The organism is Streptomyces sp. NPDC088910 (assembly GCF_044749865.1).
GTDB lineage: Bacteria > Actinomycetota > Actinomycetes > Streptomycetales > Streptomycetaceae > Actinacidiphila.
In genome coordinates this window covers 59,552-84,686 of record NZ_JBIVIV010000015.1, presented here as the reverse complement: position 1 = coordinate 84,686, position 25,135 = coordinate 59,552, and the positions used below count along the sequence as shown (strand labels likewise).

The following is a 25,135-nucleotide window of genomic DNA, read 5'->3' as shown; positions in this document are numbered from 1 at the left end:
CGCCACCGCGTCGGGACCGGGCCGCCTTGTCGGGGCCGGGCGGTCTTGTCGGGACCTGGCCGCCCGGTCGGTCGCGGGCCACCGGGTCAGGAGTCGGCCGGGCGGCCGGGACGCAGGGCCGCCGCCGTGGCGACGGCGGTGATGGTCAGCAGGGCGGCGGACAGCAGGAGGCAGACGCGCATGCCGGACAGGAAGCGGTCCCGGTCCGCGACCAGCGCGCCGAAGGCGGCCACGCTCAGGGCGCCCGCGATCTGGCGGCCCGCGTTGAGCACCCCGGCCGCCAGCCCGGCGCGGTCGGCGGGGGTCGCGTCCAGCAGCGCGGCGGTCAGCGGCGGTACGGCGAGCGCGCCGCCGAGGCCGAGCGGCACCATGACGACCGCGAGCAGCGCGGCCGGGGTGCGGGCGGTGACCGGCAGCAGCACCAACAGCCCGGCGACCATGAGGAGTTGACCGGCGAGCATGGGCAGCCGGGCGCCGACGGGGGCACCTCCCGCCGAAGGCGGGGAGAGGGCGGACAGCCTGCCCGAGACGATGTTGACGGCGGGGATCAGCGCCGTCATGGGCAGGAACATGAGCCCGGCGCCGAGCGGTGACTGGTCGCGCACCTGCTGGAAGAAGAGGCTGAGTACGAAGATCATCCCGTAGAAGGCGAAGCTCAGCGCGGCGCCCACCGCCACACAGACCGCGACCGTACGGTCCCTGAACAGGCCGAGCGGCACCACCGGATGCGCGCTGCGCGCCTCGATCAGGAAGAAACCGGCGAGGACGGCCACCGCGACGGCCGCCGCCACCAGCCCGAGCCCGCCGCCCTCGATGACCGCGAAGGTCAGCGCGGCCAGCCCCAGCACCGCCGTGAGCTGCCCCGGCACGTCCAGCGGCGCGGGCCTGCGCGGCGAGCGGGGCGTCCGCGCCAGCAGCACGGCGGCGAGCAGACCGACCGGAAGGTTGATGAAGAAGATGGCGCGCCAGGACCACGCCGAGGTGAGGGCGCCGCCCGCGACGGGCCCGAGCGCCACGGCCGAGGCGCCGCCCGCCGCCCACAGGGCGATGGCGCGGGCCCTGCCGATCCTGCCGGACGCCGCGCCGGACGGATGCGGGGTGGACCCGGCGTCCGGATACGCCTGCCGCACCAGGGCGAGCGAGGCGGGCAGCATCACCGAGGCGGCCGTGCCCTGCACCACGCGGGTGCCGATCAGTACGCCGAGGCCGGGCGCGAGACCGCACGCCGCCGACGCGGCGGTGAAGACCGCCATGCCCGCGCCGAAGGCGCGCCCGGCGCCGATCCGGTCCGACAGCGCCCCGGTGGAGAGCATGAAGGCGGCGAAGACCAGCGTGTAGCCGTCCACGACCCACTGGAGCGCGGCGAGGCCGCCGTGCAGATCGGTGCCGATGGACGGCAGGGCGACCGTCACGACCGAGGCGTCCAGGGTGATCACGAAGAAGCCGAGCAGGGCGGCGGCCAGGGTGCGGCCGGGCGCGGGTACGGGCGCGGGCGCGGGTACGGGCGCGGGCGCGGGTGCGGGTGCGGCGACGGGTTTCCGGGCGGCGGGCGGGGCCGCACAGTCCGGACCGGAGAGACGCGGAGACATGCGATCAGCGTGGCCGCGGCCGTCGCCGTACAGTAGTGGCCTGAATGCCACGGTCCCGGAGGTTCTGGCCATGCCCTTCACGTGTCCCCGCCCGCACCGGGTCGCGGTGATCGCCGCGCGGCCGGTGTCGATGTTCAACCTCGCCGTGCCGGAGATGCTGTTCGGCAAGGTCCGGGTGGACGGCGGGCCCGGCTACGAGGTGGAGTTGTGCACGTCTGACCCCGGCAGCGTCGGGACCGGCGGCGGGGCCGAGCTGGTGATCGGGCAGGGTCTCGACGCGGTGGAGCGCGCCGACACGGTGGTCGTGGCCGGGACCGGGTCGCGGGAGGACCCGGACCCGCGTGTCGTGGCCGTCCTGCGGCAGGCCGCGCGGGCGGGCAAGCGGGTGGCGTCCATCTGCACGGGCGCCTTCCTGCTCGCCGAGGCCGGCCTGCTCGACGGCCGCCAGGCCACCACGTACTGGGAGTACACCGGCCAACTCGCCGCGCGCTACCCGGCGGTGGTCATGGAGCCCGACGTGCTCTTCGTCCAGGACGGCCAGATGCTGACGTCCTCCGGATACGCGGCGGGCATCGACCTGTGCCTGCACATCATCCGCACCGACTACGGCGCGGCCGTCGCCAACACGGTGGCCCGGCTGGCGCTGGTCGCGCCCGTACGGCACGGCGGGCAGGCGCAGTTCACCGACACACCGCTGCCCGCGGAGACCGGCACGTCGCTCGCCGCGACCCGCGCCTGGGCGATGACCCGGCTCGACGCGCCGCTCACCCTCACCGACCTCGCCCGGCACGCGGCCGTCAGCGTCCGCACCCTCAGCCGCCGCTTCCACGCCGAGACCGGACTCAGCCCCCTTCAGTGGCTGCTGCACCAACGCGTCGAGCGGGCCAAGGAGTTGCTGGAGACCACGACGCTGCCCGTCGACCAGGTCGCCCGCGCCAGCGGTCTCGGCACCGCCGACTCGCTGCGGCAGCACCTGCTGCGCAGGGCCGGGCTGACGCCGAGCGACTACCGCGCGACGTTCACCCGCCTGACGACGGCCTGACCTCTGGCCGGTGGGCGGCGGCGCTTCTCGCCGGTCCGGGGCGTCCGGCGGCGGCGCCCTTCGCCGGTCCGGGCCGTACGACCGTACGACCGGCGGCCGTACGACCCGTGACCGCCGGGTGCCTCGTACAGTGCGGTGCATGGGTGAACGCGACGTGCTGCACATCAAGGGACGGGTGCTGGTCGGGCCCGACGAGGTCAGGGACGAGCTGTGGGTGGTCGGCGGGCGGATCAGCTACGACCGCCCGGCCGCGGCTCCGGCCGCGACCGTCACCGGCTGGACCCTGCCGGGACTGGTCGACGCGCACTGCCACGTGGGACTCGACGCGCACGGCGCCGTCGACCGCGACACCGCGGAGAAGCAGGCGCTCACCGACCGGGAGGCCGGCGCGCTGCTGCTGCGCGACGCGGGCTCGCCGAGCGACACCCGCTGGACCGACGACCGCGCCGACCTGCCCAAGATCATCAGGGCGGGCCGCCACATCGCCCGCACCCGCCGGTACATCCGCAACTACGCCCACGAGATCGAGCCCGGCGACCTGACCGCGTACGTACGCCGCGAGGCGCGTCGCGGCGACGGCTGGGTGAAGCTGGTCGGCGACTGGATCGACCGGGAGGCGGGCGACCTCGCGGCGTGCTGGCCGAAGGACGCGCTCACCGAGGCCATCGCCGCCGCGCACGAGGAAGGCGCCCGCGTCACCGCGCACTGCTTCGCCGAGGACTCGCTCGCCGACCTCGTCGCCGCGGGCATCGACTGCGTCGAGCACGCCACCGGACTCACCGAGGACACCATCCCGCTCTTCGCGGAACACGGCGTCGCCATCGTCCCCACCCTGGTCAACATCGCCACCTTCCCCGCCCTGGCCGCGGGCGGCGAGGCCAAATTCCCGCGCTGGGCCGACCACTTGCGGCGGCTGCACGCCCGCCGCCACGACACCGTGCGCGCCGCGTACGACGCCGGTATCGCCGTCTACGCCGGTACGGACGCGGGCGGCAGCCTCGCCCACGGCCTGATCGCCGACGAGGTCGCGGAGCTGGTCGCCGCCGGGCTGCCCGTCAACGCCGCGCTCTCCGCCGCCACATGGGGCGCCCGCCAATGGCTGGGCCGCGAAGGGCTCACCGAGGGCGCGCCCGCCGACCTGGTGGTCTACGAGAGCGATCCGCGCGCGGACGTACGGGTGCTGGCGGCGCCGCGGCGGATCGTGCTGCGCGGCACGGTCGTCGCCTGACGGACCGTCAAGCTCCCTCGGGACCTTTCGCGGTCACACCGTCCCGTTCGCCGCGCGCAGACGGTCGCGCCGCGCCGCTCGCGGACGCCTCCCGTGTACACCACGGCCGTTCGACGTGCGAGGACGTGAGTTGACCGAGCGTGACGTACGGGAGCCGGGACGCGTTAGGCATCTTCGCGCACGCCCGGGGCGTCAACCGAGGTGAGGGGTGTCATCCCGTGGTCCGGGTGACGCGGGGGAACGGTCGTGCGGCGAGATTCGAAGAAGTTCACGGAAACCACCCTTATGGGTGAACTGACGCCGTGTGCCCGCCAGTTCACCCTCCGTGCGTAAACATTGCCGGGTCGAGGTCCCCGGCGGCTGTCCCCAACAGTCGTGCGCCGGGGACTCCATGCCACTTGTGGGGGTTTTCCACCGTGTACCGCACCATCAACATCAGCCTGCCCGCACGCCGTTCGGCCGCCGCCATCGGCGCCGCCGTCGCCCTCGCCGCGGGCACCCTCGCCGTAGCGCCGGGCGCGCAGGCGACCCCCGCGCCGTCGGGCGGCGGCACGTCCACCGCGACCGTGCTGCGAGCGGGCCTCGACGTATCGCTGCTGAACAAGACCGTGGACGTCCCGGTGAATGTCTCGCTCAACGATGTGAAGGCGCCCGCCGACGCGAAGGAGACCGCGCTGACCGTGAAGGTCGGCAGCGGTGTCGAGCAGGGTCGCGAGATCAGCATCCTGCGGGCCGACGTCGCGACGGCGAACGCGACCGCCGACCGTGACAAGGCGGAGGGCTACGCCAACGTGGCCAAGGCCGAGGTCCATGTCCCCGGACTTCCGCTGCTCTCGCTGATCAAGCTGGACGCCGTCACGTCCAAGGCGACCTGCCAGGTGGGCCACAAGCCCACCGCCAGCTCGAAGCTGGTCGGGGTGACGATCCTCGGCAGGACCATCTCGCTCAACGCGGTCGGCACCACCGACGTCCGCGTCGGCGGGGTCGGCGAGGTCAGTCTCCAGCTCACCAACACCGTGACCACCTCCCGAACGGCCGCCGCCACCGCCCTTCAACTGAAGGTCCACATCAACCCGTTGAATCTGGGGGTCGCCGAGGTCACCGGTGACGTCACGCTGGCGCAGGCCACCTGCCGTACGCCCCAGGCCGGCGGCTCGACCGGGGGGTCGACGTCGGGCGGCAACTCCGGCGGCTCGACGAACGGCGGTTCCACGAACGGAGGCTCGACCAACGGCGGTTCCACGAACGGAGGGTCCACCAACGGCGGCTCGACGAACGGCGGCTCCGCCAACGGAGGTGCCGCGAACGGCGGTTCCACGAACGGGGGGTCCACCAACGGCGGCTCGACCGGCGGCTCCACGGGCGGTCACTCCACCGGCGGCTCCACCTCCGGCTCGTCCAACGGCGGTTCCGGCAACGGCGGTTCCAGCGGTACGTCCGGCTCCGCGGGCACCTCGGGCGGCTCCACCTCCGGCGGCAGCGACACCCACCCGCAGACCGGCACCGACACCTCGGTGAACACCGGCAACCTGGCCGAGACCGGCGCCAGTTCCTCCACGCCGTACATGGCGTACGGCGCCATCGGCCTGATCGCGGTGGGCGGCGGGGCCTTCCTGCTCACCAACCGCCGCCGCAAGGCCGCCGCTTCGCGCGGCGAGTAGTCCGGCCCACGGGGGGATCGGGGGAATACAGGGGAGGGCGGCTCCGCTCCGGGAGCCGCCCTCTACTCTGTTCCCTACGAACGGCGGCTCGACTGCCGTTCGACTTGGGGATGGGCGAACGGGGCGAACGAGTAATGGTCGACGGGCTTTTCGCGGGTCGTTACGAACTGGCGGAGCTTCTCGGCTCCGGCGGAATGGCCCGGGTGCACCGCGCCCGCGACACCCGCATGGGCCGCGCCGTCGCGGTCAAGACGCTCCTGCCCGAACTGGCCAGCGACCCCGACGCGCGCCGCCGGTTCGCCCGCGAGGCGCAGGCCGCGGGAGCGCTCAACCACCCCGGCATCGTCACCGTCCACGACCAGGACGAGGTCCGCACCGACGACGACACCGTGGTGCCGTACCTGGTCATGGAGTACGTGCGGGGCAGCACGCTCGCCCAACTCGTCCGCGAGCAGGTCTGGTTCGCGCCCGAGCGCGCGGCGCGCATCGCCGCCGACGTGCTGGACGCGCTCGCCCACGCGCACAGCCACGGCACCGTCCACCGCGACGTGAAGCCCGCCAACGTGATGATCACCACCGAAGGCGCCGTCAAGGTCGCCGACTTCGGCATCGCGCACGTCCTGCACAGCGACGCCCGGCTGACCGCCACCGGCTCGGCGATCGGCACGCCCAGCTACATGTCGCCCGAGCAGATCAACGGCGTCGACGTCGACGCCCGCAGCGACGTCTACGCGGTCGGCTGCGTCCTGACCGAACTGCTCACCGGCAGACCGCCGTTCACCGACGGCAACCCGATCAACCTCATGTACTGGCACGTCCACACCCCGCCCCCGGCCCCGTCCGCCCGCAATCCGCGGGTGCCCGAGGAGTTGGACGCGCTGGTGCTGGCCGCGCTCGCCAAGGACCCGGCCGAGCGGCCCGAGGGCGCCGCCGCCTTCCGCGACCAACTGCGCGGGTGGCTGGCGGCCACCGGCTCCTCCGCGCTGACCGGGCCCGCCGCGGAACCCGCGGACGGCGGTTCGGGCAAGCGGTCGTCGGCGGCCGACCCCCGGGCGACCTTCGGAGTGCCGGGCGCCGGGCTGCCCGCGCTGCCGCCCAAGGCGGACCCGGCCGGAGCAGGCACGCCGCCGCGGGCACCGCGGACCCCCGCCGGGTCGCCGGGCACGCCTTCCCCGTCCGGCGGCACGCCCTCGCCCTCGTCCGGCACCCCTTCCCCGTCCTCCGGCACCCCCGCACCCTCGTCCGGCACTCCCTCCCCGTCCGCGGGCCGGGGCTCGTCCATACCGCCCGCCGCCGCGAGCGACGCGACCCCGCCGCCGCGCGCGGCCGGCTACCTCCAGCCGGAGCACCCCGCGTACCGCGCCCCGCAGCGCCCGGTGCCGCCGCAGTATCTGCCGAGCACCCCGCCGCCGCTCAATGTGGGCAGGCCCGCGGAGCCGCCGCGGGGCGGGGCCGGGCGCCGCCGGTGGATGGCGGGCGCGGCCGGCCTGGCGGTCACCGCGGTCGCCGTGACCGTGACGCTCACCTTCGCGCCGTTCGGCGGCAAGAAGCACGGCGACGACATGCCCACCGACAAGCCCACCGTGCAGAACGCGGCGCTCCAACTCCACGGCGGGAAGGAGGGTTCCGGCTACAGCGGCGGGCTGAACGGGGTGGTCAGACCCTCGACGGCCACCGGCGGCACGCTCAAGCTCATCTCCTCCTACGCCTCGGAGAATCTCCTCGACCCGGCCGCCACCTACGACCAGCCGTCGTGGAATCTCCAGCGCCTCTACCTGCGCAAACTCGTGGACTACGCGCCCGCGCCCGGCGGCGCGGGCCGCAAGGTCGTCCCCGACCTCGCCACCGACACCGGCCAGGTCAGCTCCGACGGCCGCACCTGGACCTTCCGCCTCAAGGACGGCGTCACCTTCGACAACGGAGCGCCGATCACCTCCAAGGACGTCAAGTACGGCATCGAGCGGACCTTCGCCCGCGACGAGTTCCCCGGCGGCCCGACCCACCTCGTGGACCTCCTCGACCAGGGGCAGAACTACCAGGGCCCGTACACCGACAGCGACCCCGGCAAGCTCGGCCTGCGCTCGGTGGCCACACCGGACGACCGCACGATCGTCTTCCGGCTCGCCAAGCCCTACGCGGACTTCCGCTACGTCCTCGCGCTGTCGATCGGCGCGCCCGTCCCGCAGTCCGCCGACACCGGCGGCGGCAAGGACTTCGGGAAGCACCCCGTCGGCAGCGGCCCCTACCGCGTCGCGAGCTACACCTCGGGCGCCTCGCTGCACCTGGTCCGCAACACCCACTGGGACCCCAGGACCGACACCGTGCACTCCGCGCTGCCCGACGCGATCGACCTGAAGATCGTCAGCAGTCAGGACGAGGTCGAGACCGACCTGCTCGACGGCAGCGCCGACCTCGACCTGGCCGGCCAGACGGTCAGCGACCAGACCGAGACCAAGATCCTCAACGACCCGGCGCTGAAGGCCAATACGGACCTCGTCTTCAACGGCACCACCCGCTTCCTGAGCCTCCAGACCACGGTGGCGCCCTTCGACCGGTACGAGTGCCGCTGGGCCGTGCAGTACGCCATCGACAAGGCGCAGGTCCGCGCCGTGCTCGGCGGGCAGTACGCCGGCGGCGAGGTGGCCACCACGATGCTGCCGCCGACCACCGACGGATACAGCACCTCGGCCACGCCCTTCGGCACCAACGCGGGGGTGTCGTTCCCCGACGAGGCACGCAAGTACCTGGGCAAGTGCGGCAAGCCCAACGGCTTCACCGTCACCATGGCCGGGGTCAAGGCGCCGGGGCGGGTCGAGGACGCCATGCAGTCCATCCGCGGTTCCCTCGCCGAAGTCGGCATCACCGTCAAGATCGTCACGCAGGACGCCAGTACCTTCTACGACACGCTGCTGTCGCCCAGCAAGCTCAAGAGCGCCAAGTGGGGCATCGTAATGACCGGATGGGCCGCCGACTGGCCCACCGGCGGCGGCTTCCTGCGCTCGCTGATCCAGCCGGGCAGCATCAACAACTACGCCCAGCTCGACGACAGCGAGATCAACGGCCTGGTCACGCAGGCCGACGGCGTCACCGATCCGGCCAAGGCCGCGTCCCTGTGGCAGGCCATCGATGCCAAGGTGATGGGCGAGGGGACCATGGTCCCGCTGATCTACACCCAGCACCTCGTCTACCGCGCCCCCCGCCTCACCAACGTCTACGAGCAGCCGGTCCTCGGCGGCGTCGACCTCACCGCCCTCGGCGTCAAGCAGTAGGCAGGACCGGCCGGTTGAGCGCCCTGCTCTCAGGCCATGGCCGTGGCCAGGGCGTTCGCGAAGCCGTCCGTCGTACGGCGGTCGCGCACGGCGATCCGCAGCCAGTCGGGTCCGAGGCCGGGGAAGGTGTCGGCGCGCCGGACCGCGTAGCCCATCTCTCGCAGGCGGAGCCGAACGTCGGCCGCTCCGGGCATGCGCAGCAGGACGAAGGGACCGGCGGGCGCGTCGCCCGCGACCTCGACGCCGGGGAGTGCGGCCAGCCGGTCCAGCAGGTAGGCGCGGTCGCCGACCACGGTACGGGCCGCCTCCGCCGCCTCCGCGACCGCGTCCGGCTCCACGCAGGCAACGGCCGCCGCCAGCGCGGGAGTCGACACCGCCCACAGCGGCTGTGCGCTCTCCAGCGCGGCGACCGTGTCCGCGTCGCCGAGCACGTAGCCGATCCGCAGTCCGGCCAGGCCCCAGGTCTTGGTCAGGCTGCGCAGGACGAGGAGCCCCGGCACGTCCCGGCAGCCGGCCAGCGACTCGCTCTCGCCCGGCACCGCGTCCATGAACGCCTCGTCCACCACCAGCGTGCGCCCCGGACGGGCCAACTCCCGTATCAGCGCGGCCGGATGGAGGACGGACGTCGGGTTGGTCGGATTGCCGACCACCACCAGATCCGCCTCCGGCGGGACCGCCGCCGGGTCGAGCCGGAAGCCGTCGGACGCGGACAGCAGGACCCGCCGCACCTCGTGCCCGGCCGCCCGCAGCGCCGCCTCGGGTTCGGTGAACTGCGGGTGCACCACAACGGTGTGACGTGGTGTCAGTGCCCGCGCGAGCAGCACGAACGCCTCCGCCGCTCCGGCCGTCACCAGCACCTCGGCGTCCGGCCGCCCGTGGCGTAGGGCCACCGCGTGCCGCGCCGCCCGGCCGTCCGGATATCCGGCGAGGCCGGTCAGCGACCGCGCGACGCGCTCGCGCAGCCAGGGCGGGGGAGTGTTCGCGCGGACGTTGACCGCGAGGTCGATCAGGCCCTCGCCGACCTCGGCGTCACCGTGATGCCGCAAGTCGTAGCCGTCGGCGGCGACTTCGGCGCGGCGGGCGTCCTGGCCGTCGGGGGTGTCGCGGCCGTACGGGTCCGGGCCGCCGCCCGCCGCCGGGTCCGGCACGCGGTGGCGGTCAGTGGGTGTGCGCATGGTGGCCGCTTCCGTGGCTGTGCGACGGGTCGTCGGGGTGGTGGTGCGGCTGCTGCGGCAGCCCGACGCGGTCCTCGAAGCCGGGGAGCTTGACCCGGTACACGCACGAGTCGCAGTTCATCCGCAGGTCGCCCCGTACCGTCTCCCGGTAGCGCTCCATCACCAGCTCCGCCAACTCCGGCTCGGGGCCGATCACGTCGGCGCAGCGCAGCTCCACGTCCGGCGCTTCCCCCGCCCACTCGCGGGCCTGGTCCCGTACCCGGTCCGGCAGCACACCGGTGAACAGGAAGTACGGCAGGACGACGACGCGGCGCGCGCCCAGCTTGCGGCAGCGGTCGAGACTGGCCCGCACCGACGGCTCGGCCAGCGACACGAAGGCCGTCTCCACCCCCGCGTAACCACGGCCCTCCCACAGCAGCCGCGCCACCTTGAACACCTCGGCGTTGGCGTCCGGATCCGTGGAACCCCGGCCCACCAGCAGCACCGTGGTCCCCGCGCGGTCGGCGCCCGCCAGCGCCTCGTCCACGCGCCGCTCCAGCACCGTCAGCAGATTCGGATGCGGCCCGAGCGGGCGGCCGTACGCGAACGACGTCCCCGGATGGCGCCGCTCCTCACGGGCCAGCGCCGCCGGTATGTCGCCCTTGGCGTGCCCGGCCGACACCAGCACCAGCGGAACGGCGGCGAAGTCGCGTACGCCCGCGCCGACCAGCTCCGCCACCGAGTCCGCCAGCGGCGGCGGCGACAGCTCGATGAAGCCGCCGCCGACCGCCAACTCCGGACTGGCCGCGCCCAGTTGCGCCACGAACGAGCGGAAGGCGGCCGCACCGGCCGCGTCACGCGTGCCGTGGCCGACGAGCAGAAGGGCAGGGGGGTGGGTCACTGGTCGTTCTCCTTGAAGGGGTGGTCGGCGAGGGGACGGTCGGTGAGGGGACGGTCGGTGAGGTGATGTTCCGCGAGGGGATATTCCGTGTACAACAGGGCGTTGAGTGCCGCGGCGGCCACCGCGGAGCCGCCCTTCTCCGAGACGTTGCTGACCGCGGGCAGCCCCGACGCCCGCAGCCGCGCCTTGCTCTCCGCCGCGCCGACGAAGCCGACCGGCAGCCCGATCACCAACGCGGGCGCCGCGTCCAGGTTCAGCAACTCCTCCAGCGCCGTGGGCGCGCATCCGACCACCCACACCGCGCCCGGCCCGACCTCCGCGTACGCCAGCCGTATCGCGTGCGCGCTGCGCGTCAGTCCCGGCCCGGACGCCGCGTCCGTGAGCCGGCACACCGAGGACCGTGCCGTGATCCCGGACGCGACCATCTCCACGTCCGCCACGATCGGCGCGCCCGCGTGCAACGCGGCGTGCGCGTAACGGAGTTCCGACTCCTCGCACACCAGGTCCTCCGCGTACCCGAGGTCCGCGCTCGAATGGATCACGCGCTCCACGACGGCCCGTCGCAGCGGCGTCATCCCTGAGGTGTCGAGCCGGGACCGCAGGATGCGGAAGGACTCCTGCTCGATGGGGTGGACCGTACGGTTCACGCGGCTTCTCCTCCGGAGGGGGTGGGGGCGGTCGGGGCTTGTGGGAACGGGTGACGGGGCGCCGTCATGTCTGCCAGCGGTAGCCGCGGGGGGTCACCATGCGGCCGGAGACGATACGGCTGGCGGTGTTGCCGACGGTCACGACCGTCACCATGTCGACCGTGCCGACGTCGAGGTCGGCGAGCGTCGTGACCTCGACCCGCTCGTCCGGGCGGGACGCCGCGTGGACGACGCCGACCGGAGTCAGCGGGGTGCGGTGCTCGGCCAGGACGGACAGCGCCTTGGGCAACTGCCAGGCGCGCCCGCGGCTGCGGGGGTTGTAGAAGGTCACGACCAGGTCGGACTCGGCGGCGGCCCGCACGCGCCGTTCGATCACGTCCCAGGGTGTGTGCAGGTCGGACAGGCTGATCGAGACGTGGTCGTGGCCGAGCGGCGCGCCCAGCAGGGCGGCTGCCGCCAGGGCGGCGGTCACGCCCGGGACGCCGATCACGTCGATGTCGTCGGCCGCCTCCGCCAGCGCGGGGGAGGCCATCGCGTAGACCCCGGCGTCACCGCTCCCGATCAGCGCGACGGCGTGCCCGGCGCGGGCCTCGGCGACGGCGGTGCGGGCCCGTTCCTCCTCCGCGCCGAGCCCCGTCTCCAGCACGCGGGTGCCGGGCATCAGCAGGTCGCGGATCTGGTCGACGTACTGGTCGAGGCCGACGATCACGGAAGCGCGGCGCAGTTCCGCCACGGCGCGCGGTGTCACCAGGTCGCGGGCGCCGGGGCCCAGGCCCACCACGGCCAGCCGTCCGCGCGGTCGGCGCCGCGCGATGGCGGCTGTCGCCATCGCCGACTTCCGCTTCTCCACGATCAGTTGGCCGCCGGTCCCGGCGGCCAGGATCGCCGCCGCCTCCGCCACGGACGGTGTCCCGACCGCGGCGAGCGGCGCCGCCGAGGGGTTCGGCACGGCCGTCCTCGCCAGTTCCGCTGCCGCGTACGTCAGCAACGGCACCCCGAACTCCGCCGCCGCGGCCACGATCCCCTCCTCCCCGGCCTTCGCGTCCACCGTCGCCAGGGCGCTCACGCTCTTCTGCGCCAGCCCCGCCTCCGCCAGGGTGCTGCGCACCAGCCCGAACACTTCCTCCCGCCCGACCCCCCGGCTTCCCCCCACCCCCACCACCAACGACGGCGGCCTCACATACACCGCGACGCCCCCCTCATCTCCCTCCACCACCCGATCCGTCACCCACACCGCATACCCACCCGCGCCCGCCGGGCGGGGGACGGCGGCGTTCGGCGGTGCCGAGGTCAGCTCGCGCTGGGCCGGGGGCTCGGGCCGGAGCGTGGACGGCTGGTCCTGCCCGGCCACAGTCCGGGGGTCTTCGGGGGGCGACGGTTCCCCTGAATCCGCCGCGTCCGCCGGGCGGGGGACGGCGGTGTTCGGCGGTGCCGAGGTCAGCTCGCGCTGGGCCGGGGGCCCGGGCCGGAGCGTGAACGGCTGGTCCTGCCCGGCCGACGTCCGGGGGCCTTCGGGGAATGACGGTTCCCCTGAATCCGCCGCGTCCGGCGGACGCGGGATGGCGGTGTTCGGCGGTGCCGGGGTCAGCTCGCGCTGGGTCGGGGGCTCGGCGTGGAGTGTGGACGGCTGGTCCTGCCCGGCCGACGTCCGGGGGCCTTCGGGGGACGAGGGTTCCCCTGAATCCGCCGCGTCCGGCGGACGCGGGACGGCGGTGTTCGGCGGTGCCGTGCGGTGCCCGGCCAAGGTCTGGGGGTCTTCGGGGGAAGTGGGTTCCCCTGAATCCGCCGCGTCCGGCGGACGCGGGATGGTGGAGGGCGGCGGTGCCGTGCGGGGCCCGGCCGACGTCTGGGGGTCTTCGGGGGATGACGGTTCCCCCGAATGTGCTGGGGTCCACTCTGCCGAGACCACCGTCAGGGGAAAGGCGGGGAGGGGCCAGGTCTGGTCGGCGTGGAGGCGGACGGGGGCGCCGTCGAGGAGGGCGCGGGTGAGGGGGGCCAGGGGCCCGTCCGTGGGGTAGGGGAGGGCGTCGAGCGCGGGGGTGCCGACGGAGTCGGTCGCGGTGGTGATGACGGGAGCGGACCCGAGGACGGAGGAGACGGCGGAGGCCAGAGCGTTGGCGCCGCCGCCGTGTCCGCCGAGGAGGGCGACGGCGTGGCGGTGGGCCTCGTCGACGGTGACGACACCGGGATCCTCGGCCTTGCCGCGCAGCAGCGGGGCGAGGAGCCGCACGGCGGCGCCGGTCGCGAGGAAGAGGACGAGCTGGTCGCACTCGGCGAAGGCCGTCGCCACGACGGACCGCAGCGGACGGTCCGCGCCGTCCCCGTACAGCACCGTCCTGCCGGGCCACGCGGCGGCGAGCCGCTCGCATCCGGTGCGCCCCGCCGCGGTGGCGTGGATGAGGCCGATCACGAGAGCTCTCCTTCTTGGGGTGCGGGGCGCCGGGCCCACAGCACGAACACGGGATTCGTCGCGGCCAGCCGCGCCACCTCCCCGGGCAGCGGCGCGAGCCGCGACGACTGGAGCAGGACACCGTCGGGCACCAGCCCGGCGGCCCGCAGGGCACCGCGGACCTCCGCCACCCGGTCCACGGCGGCGAGCGTCACCACGACGGTCCGCCGCGCCCGCCGTGCGCACGCCGCGACGATCGCGGCCAGCTCCCGCCCGCCGCCGCCGACGAAGACGGCGTCGGGGTCGGGCAGTCCGTCGAGCGCGGCGGGCGCGTCCCCGTGCACGACCTGCACGTCCACGCCGTGCGCGACGGCGTTCGCCCGTATCCGCTCGACGCCGTCGGCCGTCTTCTCCACGGCGACCACGGCGGCGCCGAACCGCGCGCACTCCACGGCCACGGACCCGGACCCGGACCCGACGTCCCACACCAGGTCCCCGGTGCGCGGCCCGAGCCGGGCCAGGGCCAGGGCCCGTACCTCGAACTTGGTGACCATGGAGTCGCGGTGCGCGAACTCCTCCTCGGGCAGCGCCCATTGGGCGGGTGCGGGCGGCGGCCCCGCGACCGTACGGGAGACGTGGGCCCGTTCGCCGAAGGAGTCCGCCGCCAGGCACAGCACCACCGCGACCCCGGCCCCCGACCAGTCCCGTTCGGCGGCCCGCGCAGGCGAGACCCGCTCGACGCGCTCGGCATCCGTACCGAGCGCGGAGGCGACAACGAGGGTACGGTCCAGGCCGGTACGGGCCAGCGCCGCGCCCAACTCGGCCGGTCCCGCGCCGGGTCCGGTCAGTACGGCGGTCTTGGGATGCGCCCGGCACACATGGACGGCGGTGCGAAGATCGCGTCCGTGCGCGCTGACCACCACCGCGTCGTCCCAGCGCAGCCCGAGCCGGGCGAAGGCCACCGCGACGGACGGGGACGACGGCCGTACGTCGAGCGCCGCCGCGCCGAACCGCGCGCCCAACGCCCGTACGATCCCGAAGAATCCGGGGTCGCCCGAGGCGAGCACGACCACGCGGGCACCGGGCGCGGCCACGTACTCCGCGATCGTGTCGAGCGCGGGTGCGAGCGGCCCGAGCAGCACGCGCCGTGCCCCGGCGGGCAGTTGGACCGCGTCGAGGTGCCGGGCGGCGCCGACGACCAGATCGGCGGCGCCGACGTCGGGCACCGGGCCGCCCGTACCCACGCCGAGGACGGTGATCACGCCGTCACCCATGGGACTCACGCGGTTCCCCCGAAGCGCGGGACTCCTCCGGCGTACGGGACTCTCCCGGAGCACGGGACTCCCGCAGGGCGCGCCGCGCCACCGGATCGGCCCGCCGGAAACCGTGGAAGTGGCCGGGGTGATAGAGGTGCGAGCGCGTCCCGGAGGCGGCGAGCGCGGGTCCGACCAGGAAGAGCGTGTGCTTCCAGAGCTTGTGCTCCTTGACGGTGGCCTCCATCGTGCCGACCGTGCAGCGCAGCAACAGCTCCTCGGGCCAGGTGACCTGATGGGCGATCAGCACCGGGGTGCCGGTGACGTAGCCGCCCTCCAGCAGCTCGGCGGCGAGCTGCCCGGACCGCGCCGCGGACAGGAACACCGCCATCGTCGTACCGTGCCGGGCGAATTCCCTGACCTCCTCGCCCGGCGGCATCGGCGTCTTGCCACCGCCCAGCCGGGTCAGGATCACCGACTGCGCGACCTCGGGAATCGTCAACTCCCGCCCGGCCAGGGCCGCGACGGCCGAGAACGACGACACCCCCGGCACGATCTCCACCTCGATGCCGAGCCCCGCGCAGCGGTCCACCTGCTCCTGCGTGCCGCCCCACAGCGCCGGATCGCCCGAGTGGATCCGCGCCACCCGCAGCCCCTCGCGCAGCGCCCGCTCGTACACCGCGACCACGTCCTCCAGCGACATCGCCGCCGAGTCCAGGATCTCCGCGCCGTCGCGGGCGTGCCGCAGCACCTCGGCCTGCACCAGGCTCGCCGCCCAGATGACGACGTCGGCCTCCGCGATGGCCCGCGCCGCCCGGAAGGTCAGCAGATCCGCCGCGCCGGGGCCCGCGCCGACGATCGTCACCTTCGCGCCGTTTGCGGCGCCCGTCCTCGGTTCCGTCGCGCCGCTCACAGCTTTCCTCCCCGGCCGCCGTCGCGCCGCGCGGGCGCGATCAGCGTCGACAGGTACGGCAGCGCGCCGTCCCGCAGCTCCTCCGCCAACTCCTTGGCGGGCCTGATGGATTCACCGGGCAGCCCCAGCGAACTGCCCCACACCGCGCCCTCGGTCCTGCCGGTCTCCCGCAGCGCCGTCGCCACTTCCCCGGCCAGCCGCCCGAATTTGTACGCCACCACCGTGCCGGGCCCCTCCAGCGCCGCCCGCAGCACCGCGGCCCCCGCCGTCACCGGCACCAGCGTCAACGGCTCGGTCCCCTCGGTGAGTACGGCCCCGCTGCGCGCCGCCAGATCCTGCATCGCCGTGATGCCGGGCACCGTCTCGATCCGCACCCCGGCCACCGACTCCGTTACCGTCTGCGCCAGATACGTGAACGTCGAGTACACATTCGGGTCGCCGATCGTCGCGAAGGCCACCGTCCCGTGCTCCCGCAGGAGTTCGGCCACCCGCGCGCCCGCCGCGTCCCACGCCGCCTCCCGCCGCGCCCGGTCGGTCCGCTCGTTCAGCGCGAACACCACCCGGACGATCCGCGCCGCGTCCACGTAGTGCAGGACGGTCGCCTCCGCCCGTCCCCGCTCGCCCGTGTCGAGTACCGGTACGACGACCACGGCCGCCGCCCGCAGCGCGTTCACTCCCTTGACGGTCACCAGCTCCGGGTCGCCGGGGCCCACCCCGACTCCGGTCAGCAGCGCGGTCATTCGGCACACCTCTCTACGAAGCGCCGCGCCAGTGACGGCTCGGCGGCCCAGTGCACATGCAGATACGAGGCATGCACGTTCTTCTCCGCGAAGCCGTCGACCCTGCGGGCGGCTTCTCCCGTGAAACCCCAGGCCGGGGTGGTGCCCGCGCCCGGCTCCACGCGGGTCCTGTGGAACTCGTGGCCCCGCAGGCGGGTGCCGGCCGCCGCCAGCACGCTGTCGCTCAGCGCGACGGCCTCGCGGTAGCCCAGCGTCAGGCGGTCGGTCATCGTGGCCGTGGCGTTCAGCACCCCGCACATCGGGGCGCCGTCCAACTCCCTTGTCAGATAGAGGAGTCCGGCGCACTCCGCCGCGATCGGGCCTTTGAAGGCGGCGACCGCCTCGCGCAGCTGCTCATTCGCCGACAGGTCGGCGGCGTGCATCTCGGGGAAGCCGCCGCCGAGGATCACGCCGGACGTACCCTCCGGCAACTTCTCGTCCCGCAGCGGGTCGAACCCCACCACCTCCGCCCCCGCCGCCCGCAGCAGCTCCGCCTGCTCCTCGTACCCGAACGTGAACGCCGCCCCACCCGCGACAGCCACCACCGCGCCCCTCCCCGAAGCCAAGCCCGACTTCCCGGCCCCACCCGCGGCGGCAGTTGGGGGAGGGGCCGGGGCGGAGCCACGGTTTCGGGGAGGGGCGGGGTGGGGGAAAGCGGCGTCGCAGGCCGCCAGCTCGGACAGCGGGTCCCAGGCGGTGCCCGGCAGGTCCGGGGCGCTGCGCGCCAGGGAGAGGAGCGCGGGCAGATCGCAGGCACCGCGCACGAGCGCGGCGAGCTCACGGACCCACCCCACGGCGTCACCCCGCCGCTCGGCGACAGGAATGAGCCCGAGGTGCCGGGACGGCACATGAAGCAGCGGCGCGCGCCGCAGCACACCGAGCACGGGCACCCCGGACTCGTCGAGCGCGGCCCGCAAAAGGGCCTCGTGCCGATCGGAAGCGACCTGATTGAGAACGACCCCGCCGATCCGCACCTCGGGATCCCAGGAAGCGAAGCCATGGACGAGCGCGGCGACGGACCGCGACTGCGCGCCGGCGTCCACGACGAGAACCACCGGCGCCCGGAGAATCTTGGCGACCTGCGCGGTGGAGCCCAGCTCCCCGCGCCCCGCGGCACCGTCGAAGAGCCCCATGACGCCCTCGACGACGGCGAGTTCGCATCCGGCGGCGCCGTGCGCGAAGAGCGGGACGACACGGTCGGGCCCGCACAGAAAGGGATCCAGGTTGCGGCCGGGCCGCCCGGCGGCGAGCGAGTGGTAGCCGGGATCGATGTAGTCGGGCCCGACCTTGTGCGGGGACACGGCGAGCCCGGCCTCGGCGAAGGCGGCCAACAGCCCGGTGGCGACGGTGGTCTTGCCGCTTCCGGAGGCGGGCGCGGCCACCACGAGGCGCGGGACGTTCACCACTCGATGCCCCTCTGCCCCTTCTGCCCCGCGTCCATGGGGTGCTTGACCTTGGACATGTCGGTGACGAGGTCGGCGGCGTCGACCAGCGCGGGCGGCGCGTTGCGGCCGGTGATGACGACGTGCTGGGCGCCGGGCCGGTCGCGGAGCACGGCGACGACCTCGTCGGTGTCGACCCACCCCCAGTGCATGGGGTACGCGAACTCGTCCAGCACGTAGAGCCGGTACGTCTCGGCGGCCAGGTCCCGCTTGACCTGCTCCCACCCCTCGCGGGCCGCGTCCTCGCTGGACTCCAGGGACCGCTGCACCCAGGACCAGCCCTCGCCCATCTTGTGCCAGGCGACGGTCCCGCCCTCGCCGGAGTCGCCGAGCACGCGCAGCGCCCGCTCCTCGCCGACCTTCCACTTGGCGGACTTGACGAATTGGAACACCCCGACCGGCCAGCCCTGGTTCCAGGCGCGCAGCGCGAGACCGAAGGCGGCGGTCGACTTCCCCTTGCCGACCCCGGTGTGCACGATCGTCAGCGGCCGGTTCCTGCGCTGACGGGTCGTCAAACCGTCGTCGGGTACGGCACTCGGCTGCCCCTGTGGCATTACGCGGCCCTCCGTACGTCGTTGACGAGCGCGGACACCGTGTCGGCGCGCAGTTCCTCCAGCGTCACCGCGACGCCGCCCAACTCCTGTGCCAGCGCGCCCGCGAGGCCCAGCCTGACCGGGCCCGACTCGCAGTCCACGACCACCGAGGCGGTGCCTTCTGCGGCCAGCAGCCGGGCCGCCCGCGCGGCGAGCGCCATCGGTTCCAGACCGCTCTTGACCGTGCTGCCCGCCGCCGCCCGGCTGCCGGTCGCCCGGCCGTCCGTCACCACGATCAGCAGCGGGCGCCGCGTGGCGTCCCGCAACCGCTCCACGCGCAGTACCTCACGCGCCTTGAGCAGCCCGGCGGCCAGCGGCGTACGCCCACCGGTCGGCAGCTTCTCCAGCCGGGCCGCGCCCGCCTCGACCGACGACGTCGGCGGCAGCACGAGGTCGGCGTCCGCGCCCCGGAAGGTGACCAGACCGACCTTGTCGCGCCGCTGGTACGCGTCCAGCAGCAGCGACAGCACCGCGCCCTTGACCGCGGTCATCCGCTCCCGCGCCGCCATCGAGCCGGACGCGTCCACCACGAACAGCACGAGATTGCCCTCGCGGCCCTCCCTGACCGCCTGCCGCAGATCGTCCCGGCGGATCACGAGCCCCGCGCCCGACCGGCCGCGCGCCCGCTGGTACGGGGCCGCCGCCTGCACGGTGGCCGCCAGATGCAGCTTGCCCAGCGAGCCGCGCGGGCGCCTGGCGGAGGTCGTCCTGCCGTGCGCCGTACGGGCCCTGGACCTGCGTCCGGCCGCGCCCTCGCCGATGCCCGGCACATCGAAGTGCCGCGTCCTGTACGGGTCCCCGGCGCCGACCGCCGAGCGCTCGCCCTTAGGCCCGGAGCCGTCGCCCGCGCTGTCGCCCGCACCCGCGCTCGCGGCGGGGGAGTCCTGGCCCGCGGGCGCGTCCTGCTCGCTGCCGGGCTGTTCCCGCGAGCCGCCCTGCGGGCCGCCCTCCGGCTCCCGAGGCCCGGACGGCCCGCCGCCGGGGCCGTCCGGGTCGGTGTCCGGGTCGTCGTCCCCCTCGCCGTCCCGCCCCTCGCCCTGCTCTCCCTCTCCCTCGCCGGCCCCGCGCTCCCGCTCCAGCGTCTCGTCCAGCTTGTCCTCGTCGAGACCGGGCGCGTCAAAGGGGTTGCGACGCCGCCGGTGGGGCAGCGCCAACAGCGCGGCCTGCCGTACGTCCTCGGCGAGGACGACCGTGCGGCCCGCCCACGCGGCCAGCGCCGTCGCCGTACGCGCCATGACGATGTCCGCGCGCATCCCGTCCACCTCGAACGCCGCGCACGTCGCCGCGATCTGCCGCAGCGCGCCGTCGCCCAGGCGCACCGACGGCAGCAACCGCCGCGCGGCGGCTATCCGTTCACGCACCGCCTGCTCGTCGGCCGCCCAACGCGCCCCGAAACCGGCCGGATCCGCGTCGTACGCCAGCCGCCGCCTGACCACCTCGACGCGCTCGTCGGTCTCCCGCGAGGCCGCGACCTCGACCGTCAGGCCGAACCGGTCGAGCAACTGCGGGCGCAGCTCGCCCTCTTCCGGGTTCATCGTGCCGACCAGCAGGAAGCGGGCCGCGTGCCGGACGGAGACGCCTTCGCGCTCCACGTAGCTCGCGCCCATCGCCGCCGCGTCCAGCAGCAGGTCCACCAAGTGGTCGTGGAGCAGATTCACCTCGTCCACGTACAGCACGCCGCGGTGCGCCGCCGCCAACAGGCCCGGCTCGTACGCCTTCACGCCCTCCGACAGGGCGCGCTCGATGTCCAGCGCGCCCACCAGGCGGTCCTCGCTCGCGCCGACCGGCAGCTCAACCACCCGCGCCGCGCGGGCCGTTCCCCCGCCCGTCTCATGCGGGCCGTCCGGGCACTGCGCGTCCGGGGCCGCCGGGTCGCAGGAGAACCTGCACCCCGGCACCACCGGTACGTCCGGCAGCAGTGTCGACAGCGCCCGCACCGCGGTGCTCTTCGCGGTGCCCTTCTCCCCCCTGACCAGCACCCCGCCCACCGCCGGGCTCACGGCGTTCAACAGCAGCGCCAACCGCAGGTCTTCCTGGCCCACCAGGGCCGTGAACGGATACGGCGTACTCACGATGCCTCCTCGTACGTGCACATGCGGTTCGCTGACATCTCTCCCCCCACCCCGCCCCTCCCCGAAGCCCTCACCCGCCGGGCGGGCTGGAGAACCGGGGTGGGGTGCGCGAGGGCGGCTCCCGCCTCCGGCGGGTGTGCGGCGGGCAGGGGAGTTGGGGTGGGGTGCGCGCGGGCGGGTTCCGCCTCCGGCGGGTGGGCGGTCCGTGCTGCGCACGCCTCGGCGGGTTCCGCCTGCGGCAGCCGGAGGGTCGGTGCTGCGCACGCCTCGGCGGCTCCCGCCTCCGGCTGCCGGACGATGGGTGCTGTGCATGCCTCGGCGGGTTCCGGCTTCGGTCGCCGGGCGGGCTGGGGAATGCTGAGAGGGGTGCGGCACGACGAGCCTGTCCGGCGATTGAGGACAGGGGGGACGGGGGCTTGCCGCCGGTTTCGGGGAGGGGCGGGGTGGGGGAGAAGGCCCGCCGCAGGCGTAGCGGTGGCGGTGGGGGTCACGCGTCGCCCTCCAGGTCACCCTCGAGGTCGAGATAGGTGGAGCGCAGACGCTCCAGGGTCTCGGGGTCGGGGGCGGACCACAGCCCCCGCTCGGCCGCTTCGAGCAGCCGCTCCGAAATCCCCCGCAGAGCCCAGGGATTGGACTTCCGCATGAATTCCTGGTTCTCCGCGTCGAAGACGTACTCGGTGGCGAGCTTCTCGTACATCCAGTCGTCCACCACCCCCGCCGTGGCGTCGTACCCGAAGAGATAATCGACGGTCGCCGCCATCTCGAAAGCCCCCTTGTACCCGTGCCGCCGCATCGCGGCCATCCAGCGGGGATTGACGACCCGCGCCCGGAACACCCGGTGCGTCTCCTCACCGAGGGTCCGCGTGCGGACCTGGTCCGTGAGCGCGGAGTCGCCGACATAGGCCCGCGGGGAGTCGCCGGTCAGATGCCGGACCATGGCGACCATGCCCCCGTGGTACTGGAAGTAGTCGTCGGCGTCGACAAGGTCGTGCTCACGGGTGTCGACGTTCTTGGCGGCGACCTGGATACGGCGGAAGGCGGCCTCCATGTCACCGCGGGCGGCCCGCCCGTCGAGACCGCGGCCGTAGGCGTAACCGCCCCAGACGGCGTAGACCTCGGCGAGGTCGGCGTCGGAGCGCCAGTTGCGGGCGTCGATCAGCGGCAGCAGCCCGGCCCCGTAGGCACCGGGCTTGGAGCCGAAGATGCGGGCGGTGGCGCGCCGCCGGTCCCCGTGCTCGGCGAAGTCCTCGTCGGCGTGGGCGCGTACGTAGTTGACGTCGGCGGGCTCGTCCAACTCCGCGACGGCCCGCACCGCGTCGTCCACGAGGGCGACGACGTGCGGAAAGGCGTCGCGGAAGAAGCCGGAGATGCGGACGGTGACGTCGATCCGGGGCCGCCCCAACTCCTCGGCGCCGACGACCTCGAAGCCGGTGACCCGCCGGGACGCGTCGTCCCACAGCGGACGGCAGCCGAGCAGTGCCAGGATCTCGGCGATGTCGTCGCCCTGGGTGCGCATGCACGACGTGCCCCACACGGTGAGGCCCACGGACTGCGGATACGCGCCGGTGTCGGCGAGGTGCCGGGCCAGCAGCGAGTCGGCGAGCGCCGTGCCGACGTCCCAAGCGAGCCTGGACGGAATGGCCTTGGGGTCGACGGAGTAGAAATTGCGGCCGGTCGGCAGGACGTTGACCAGGCCGCGGGTCGGCGACCCGGAAGGCCCGGCCGGTACGTAACCGCCGCGCAGCGCCCGCAGGATGTGGTCGATCTCGTCGGTCGTACGGGCCAGGCGCGGCACGACCTCGCGGGCGGCGAATTCCAACACCCTTACCGCGTCCGGCACTTCGTGGTCGCCCAGCACCTGCGCGACCACCCCGGCGGCGGCGTCACGGTGCCAGTCGGCGGCCTCCATCGCCTCCGCGAGCCGCCGCGCGAGCTGCTCCAGCAGGTCGACGGCGTCGGAGGCGGTCCGCGCGGGGCCGGCCGCGAGCGAGGTGAGCGCGGACGGCAGCTCCACGCGGGCGCCGGGCTCGGCGAGCAGCGTCTTCTCCACCAGGCCGAAGGAGAGTGCGAGCGCGGCCCGCAGCCCCGGCAGCGCGCCGCCGACCCCGCCCCACACCTGCGCGGAGCGCAGCACGGCGAGGACCAGATTGGTCCTGGCCTCGCCGACCGGCCCGCCGCCCAGGATGTGCAGACCGTCCCTGATCTGCACGTCCTTGATCTCGCAGAGCCAGCCGTCGACATGCAGCACGAAGTCGTTGAAGTCGTCCTCCTCCGGCTGCTCGTCCACGTGCAGGTCGTGGTGGAGTTCGGCGGCGCGCACCAGGGTCCAGATCTGGCTGCGGACCGCCGGGGCCTTGGCCGGGTCGAGATCGTTCACCAGGGCGTACTCGTCGAGGAGCTGCTCCAGCTTCGCCAGGTCGCCGTAGGTGTCGGCGCGGGCCATCGGCGGCACGAGGTGGTCCACGACGGTGGCGTGGCCGCGCCGCTTGGCCTGGGTGCCCTCGCCGGGGTCGTTGACGATGAAGGGGTAGACCAGGGGGAGTTCGCCGAGGACGGCGTCCGGCGCGCAGCCCGCCGACAGCCCGAGGCCCTTGCCGGGCAGCCACTCCATCGTGCCGTGCTTGCCCAGGTGCACGATCGCGTCGGCGCCGAAACCGCCCTCGGCGGTCGCCGTCTCCAGCCAGCGGTACGCGGCCATGTAGTGGTGGGACGGCGGCATGTCGGGGTCGTGGTAGATCGCGATCGGGTTCTCGCCGAAGCCGCGCGGCGGCTGGATCATGATGACGACATTGCCGAACCGCAGGGACGCCAGCACGATGTCGTCGCCGTCGAGGTAGAGGGAGCCCGGCGGCTCGCCCCAGTGCTCCAGCATCCCGGCCCGCAGGTCGGCGTCGAGCGTCGCGAACCACTTCTCGTAGTCGGCCAGCGGCACGCGCGCGGGCGCCGCCGAGAGCTGATCCTCCGTCAGCCACTCCACGTCGTGACCGCCCGCCGCGATCAGCCGGTGGATCAACTCGTCGCCCTCGGAGGGGTATTCACCGGTCACGTATCCCGCGTCGCGCAGCGCGTCCAGCAGCCGTACGGCGGAGGCGGGGGTGTCGAGGCCGACCGCGTTGCCGACCCGGGAGTGCTTGGTCGGGTAGGCGGTGAAGACCAGCGCGAGCCGCTTGTCGGCGTTCGCCTTGTACTTCAGCGCCGCGTGCCGGACCGCGATACCGGCGACCCGCGCCGCCCGTTCCGGATCGGCCGCGTAGACCGGCACGTCGCCCTCGCCGGTCTCCTTGAACGAGAACGGCACGGTGATCAGCCGCCCGTCGAATTCGGGGATCGCCACCTGCATCGCCGCGTCCATCGGTGTCAGCGCCGCGTCCGACCCCAGCCACGCCTCGCGCGACGAGGTCAGGCACAGGCCCTGGAGCACCGGCACGTCCAGGTCCGCCAACGCGCCGATGTCCCACGCCTCGTCGTCCCCGCCCGCCGTCGCCTCGGACGCGACGGTGCCGCCCGCCGCCAGCACGGTCGCCACGATCGCGTCGGCCCGCCCGAGCAGCGCGTACAGCCCCTCGTCGGCGCTGCGCAGCGAACCGCAGTACACCGGAAGGGCGTTGGCGCCCTTCGCCTCGACCGCCGCGCACAGCGTGTCCACGAACGCGGTGTTCCCCGACAGTTCGTGCGCCCGGTAGAAGAGGACGGCGACGGTCGGCAGGGCCTCGTCGTACGCGTACGCGCCGTGCACGCCGTACTCGGGCATCCGGCGGGGCGCCTCGAAGCCCTCGCCGCTCATCAGCACCGTGTCGGACAGGAAGCGGGCCAGCTCCGTCAGATTCTCCGGGCCGCCCTCGACCAGATAGCGCAGCGCCTCCGCGACGACACCCGCGGGGACCGACGACAGCGCCATCAGCTCCGCGTCCGGCACCGACTCACCGCCCAGCAGCACCGTCGGCACCCCGGAGGCCGCGAGCGCCGCGAGCCCCTCCTCCCAGACCCGTCGGCCGCCGAGCAGCCGGACCACCGCGATGTCCACGCCGTCCAGCAGCGCGGGCAGTTCGGCCGCCGGATCGACGCGGGAGGGGTTGCCGATCCGGTAGGAGACGGCGGACGAGTCGGCGGCGCGGGCCGCCAACAGGTCGGTGTCGGCGGTGGACAGCAGCAGAACGGTGCTCACGTGTGCCCCATCGTCATCGTCACGTCCCGTTCCCCGGC

Annotated in this window: 15 protein-coding genes and 1 pseudogene; 4 read left to right on the top strand and 12 right to left on the bottom strand. The window is 74.3% G+C overall.

Annotated elements, in window-relative coordinates:
* Positions 1-86: 86 nt before the first annotated feature.
* Positions 87-1,589 (bottom strand): MFS transporter, encoded by a 1,503-nt coding sequence (locus ACIP4Z_RS29690; protein WP_401313272.1) that lies wholly within the window; start codon positions 1,587-1,589, stop codon positions 87-89.
* A 70-nt stretch (positions 1,590-1,659) separates the two neighbouring features.
* On the opposite strand from ACIP4Z_RS29690, the gene ACIP4Z_RS29685 reads away from it, so the two are divergent.
* From ACIP4Z_RS29685 to ACIP4Z_RS29670, 4 genes are all read left to right on the top strand, one after another.
* Entirely contained in the window at positions 1,660-2,631 is a 972-nt protein-coding gene (locus ACIP4Z_RS29685) for a helix-turn-helix domain-containing protein (protein WP_355333782.1), read from the top strand.
* Between the two features lie 139 nt (positions 2,632-2,770).
* On the top strand, positions 2,771-3,859 hold the full coding sequence (locus ACIP4Z_RS29680) for an amidohydrolase family protein (protein ID WP_401313268.1): 1,089 nt from the start codon (positions 2,771-2,773) through the stop codon (positions 3,857-3,859).
* Between the two features lie 416 nt (positions 3,860-4,275).
* Positions 4,276-5,520 carry an SCO1860 family LAETG-anchored protein gene (locus ACIP4Z_RS29675; RefSeq protein WP_401313265.1) on the top strand — a complete coding sequence of 415 codons (1,245 nt, stop codon included), beginning with the start codon at positions 4,276-4,278 and terminating at the stop codon, positions 5,518-5,520.
* A gap of 134 nt (positions 5,521-5,654) precedes the next feature.
* The gene (locus tag ACIP4Z_RS29670; protein WP_401313262.1) at positions 5,655-8,789 is read left to right on the top strand and encodes an ABC transporter substrate-binding protein; all 3,135 of its coding nucleotides are present in this window, start codon (positions 5,655-5,657) and stop codon (positions 8,787-8,789) included.
* 29 nt (positions 8,790-8,818) lie between these two features.
* Here ACIP4Z_RS29670 and cobC read toward each other — a convergent pair whose 3' ends face one another.
* From cobC to cobN, 11 genes and pseudogenes are all read right to left on the bottom strand, one after another.
* Entirely contained in the window at positions 8,819-9,964 is a 1,146-nt protein-coding gene (cobC, locus tag ACIP4Z_RS29665; RefSeq protein WP_401313259.1) for an Rv2231c family pyridoxal phosphate-dependent protein CobC, read from the bottom strand.
* Positions 9,948-10,844 (bottom strand): sirohydrochlorin chelatase, encoded by an 897-nt coding sequence (locus tag ACIP4Z_RS29660; protein ID WP_401313256.1) that lies wholly within the window; start codon positions 10,842-10,844, stop codon positions 9,948-9,950. The genes cobC and ACIP4Z_RS29660 overlap by 17 nt, the downstream gene beginning before the upstream one ends.
* Positions 10,841-11,491, bottom strand: coding sequence for a precorrin-8X methylmutase (locus ACIP4Z_RS29655; protein ID WP_401313253.1), 651 nt, complete (start codon positions 11,489-11,491; stop codon positions 10,841-10,843). The genes ACIP4Z_RS29660 and ACIP4Z_RS29655 overlap by 4 nt, the downstream gene beginning before the upstream one ends.
* A gap of 64 nt (positions 11,492-11,555) precedes the next feature.
* The gene (gene cobJ / locus ACIP4Z_RS29650; protein ID WP_401313250.1) at positions 11,556-13,901 is read right to left on the bottom strand and encodes a precorrin-3B C(17)-methyltransferase; all 2,346 of its coding nucleotides are present in this window, start codon (positions 13,899-13,901) and stop codon (positions 11,556-11,558) included.
* Entirely contained in the window at positions 13,898-15,142 is a 1,245-nt protein-coding gene (gene cbiE / locus ACIP4Z_RS29645; protein WP_401313455.1) for a precorrin-6y C5,15-methyltransferase (decarboxylating) subunit CbiE, read from the bottom strand. Before cbiE ends, cobJ begins: the two co-directional genes overlap by 4 nt.
* 82 nt (positions 15,143-15,224) lie before the next feature.
* Positions 15,225-16,046: pseudogene (cobM, locus tag ACIP4Z_RS29640) on the bottom strand (precorrin-4 C(11)-methyltransferase); the annotation flags it as partial.
* Complete coding sequence (gene cobI / locus ACIP4Z_RS29635; RefSeq protein ID WP_401313247.1) at positions 16,043-16,786, bottom strand: precorrin-2 C(20)-methyltransferase; 744 nt, start codon at positions 16,784-16,786, stop codon at positions 16,043-16,045. The pseudogene cobM and the gene cobI, both read right to left, overlap by 4 nt.
* Positions 16,783-18,231, bottom strand: coding sequence for a cobyrinate a,c-diamide synthase (locus ACIP4Z_RS29630; RefSeq protein WP_401313244.1), 1,449 nt, complete (start codon positions 18,229-18,231; stop codon positions 16,783-16,785). The genes cobI and ACIP4Z_RS29630 overlap by 4 nt, the downstream gene beginning before the upstream one ends.
* Positions 18,225-18,821 carry a cob(I)yrinic acid a,c-diamide adenosyltransferase gene (cobO, locus tag ACIP4Z_RS29625; protein WP_355333755.1) on the bottom strand — a complete coding sequence of 199 codons (597 nt, stop codon included), beginning with the start codon at positions 18,819-18,821 and terminating at the stop codon, positions 18,225-18,227. The genes ACIP4Z_RS29630 and cobO overlap by 7 nt, the downstream gene beginning before the upstream one ends.
* On the bottom strand, positions 18,821-20,932 hold the full coding sequence (locus tag ACIP4Z_RS29620; protein WP_401313240.1) for a putative cobaltochelatase: 2,112 nt from the start codon (positions 20,930-20,932) through the stop codon (positions 18,821-18,823). Before ACIP4Z_RS29620 ends, cobO begins: the two co-directional genes overlap by 1 nt.
* Before the next feature lie 487 nt (positions 20,933-21,419).
* Complete coding sequence (gene cobN / locus ACIP4Z_RS29615; protein ID WP_401313237.1) at positions 21,420-25,097, bottom strand: cobaltochelatase subunit CobN; 3,678 nt, start codon at positions 25,095-25,097, stop codon at positions 21,420-21,422.
* Between the last annotated feature and the right edge of the window lie 38 nt (positions 25,098-25,135).

Excerpts from the sequence above, each read along its gene's own strand:
- ACIP4Z_RS29670 (WP_401313262.1), top strand. The coding sequence starts at position 5,655 with ATGGTCGACGGGCTTTTCGCGGGTCGTTACGAACTGGCGGAGCTTCTC.
- cobO (WP_355333755.1), bottom strand. The coding sequence starts at position 18,821 with ATGCCACAGGGGCAGCCGAGTGCCGTACCCGACGACGGTTTGACGACC.
- cobC (WP_401313259.1), bottom strand. The coding sequence starts at position 9,964 with ATGCGCACACCCACTGACCGCCACCGCGTGCCGGACCCGGCGGCGGGC.
- ACIP4Z_RS29690 (WP_401313272.1), bottom strand. The coding sequence starts at position 1,589 with ATGTCTCCGCGTCTCTCCGGTCCGGACTGTGCGGCCCCGCCCGCCGCC.
- ACIP4Z_RS29685 (WP_355333782.1), top strand. The coding sequence starts at position 1,660 with ATGCCCTTCACGTGTCCCCGCCCGCACCGGGTCGCGGTGATCGCCGCG.
- cobI (WP_401313247.1), bottom strand. The coding sequence starts at position 16,786 with ATGACCGCGCTGCTGACCGGAGTCGGGGTGGGCCCCGGCGACCCGGAG.
- ACIP4Z_RS29680 (WP_401313268.1), top strand. The coding sequence starts at position 2,771 with ATGGGTGAACGCGACGTGCTGCACATCAAGGGACGGGTGCTGGTCGGG.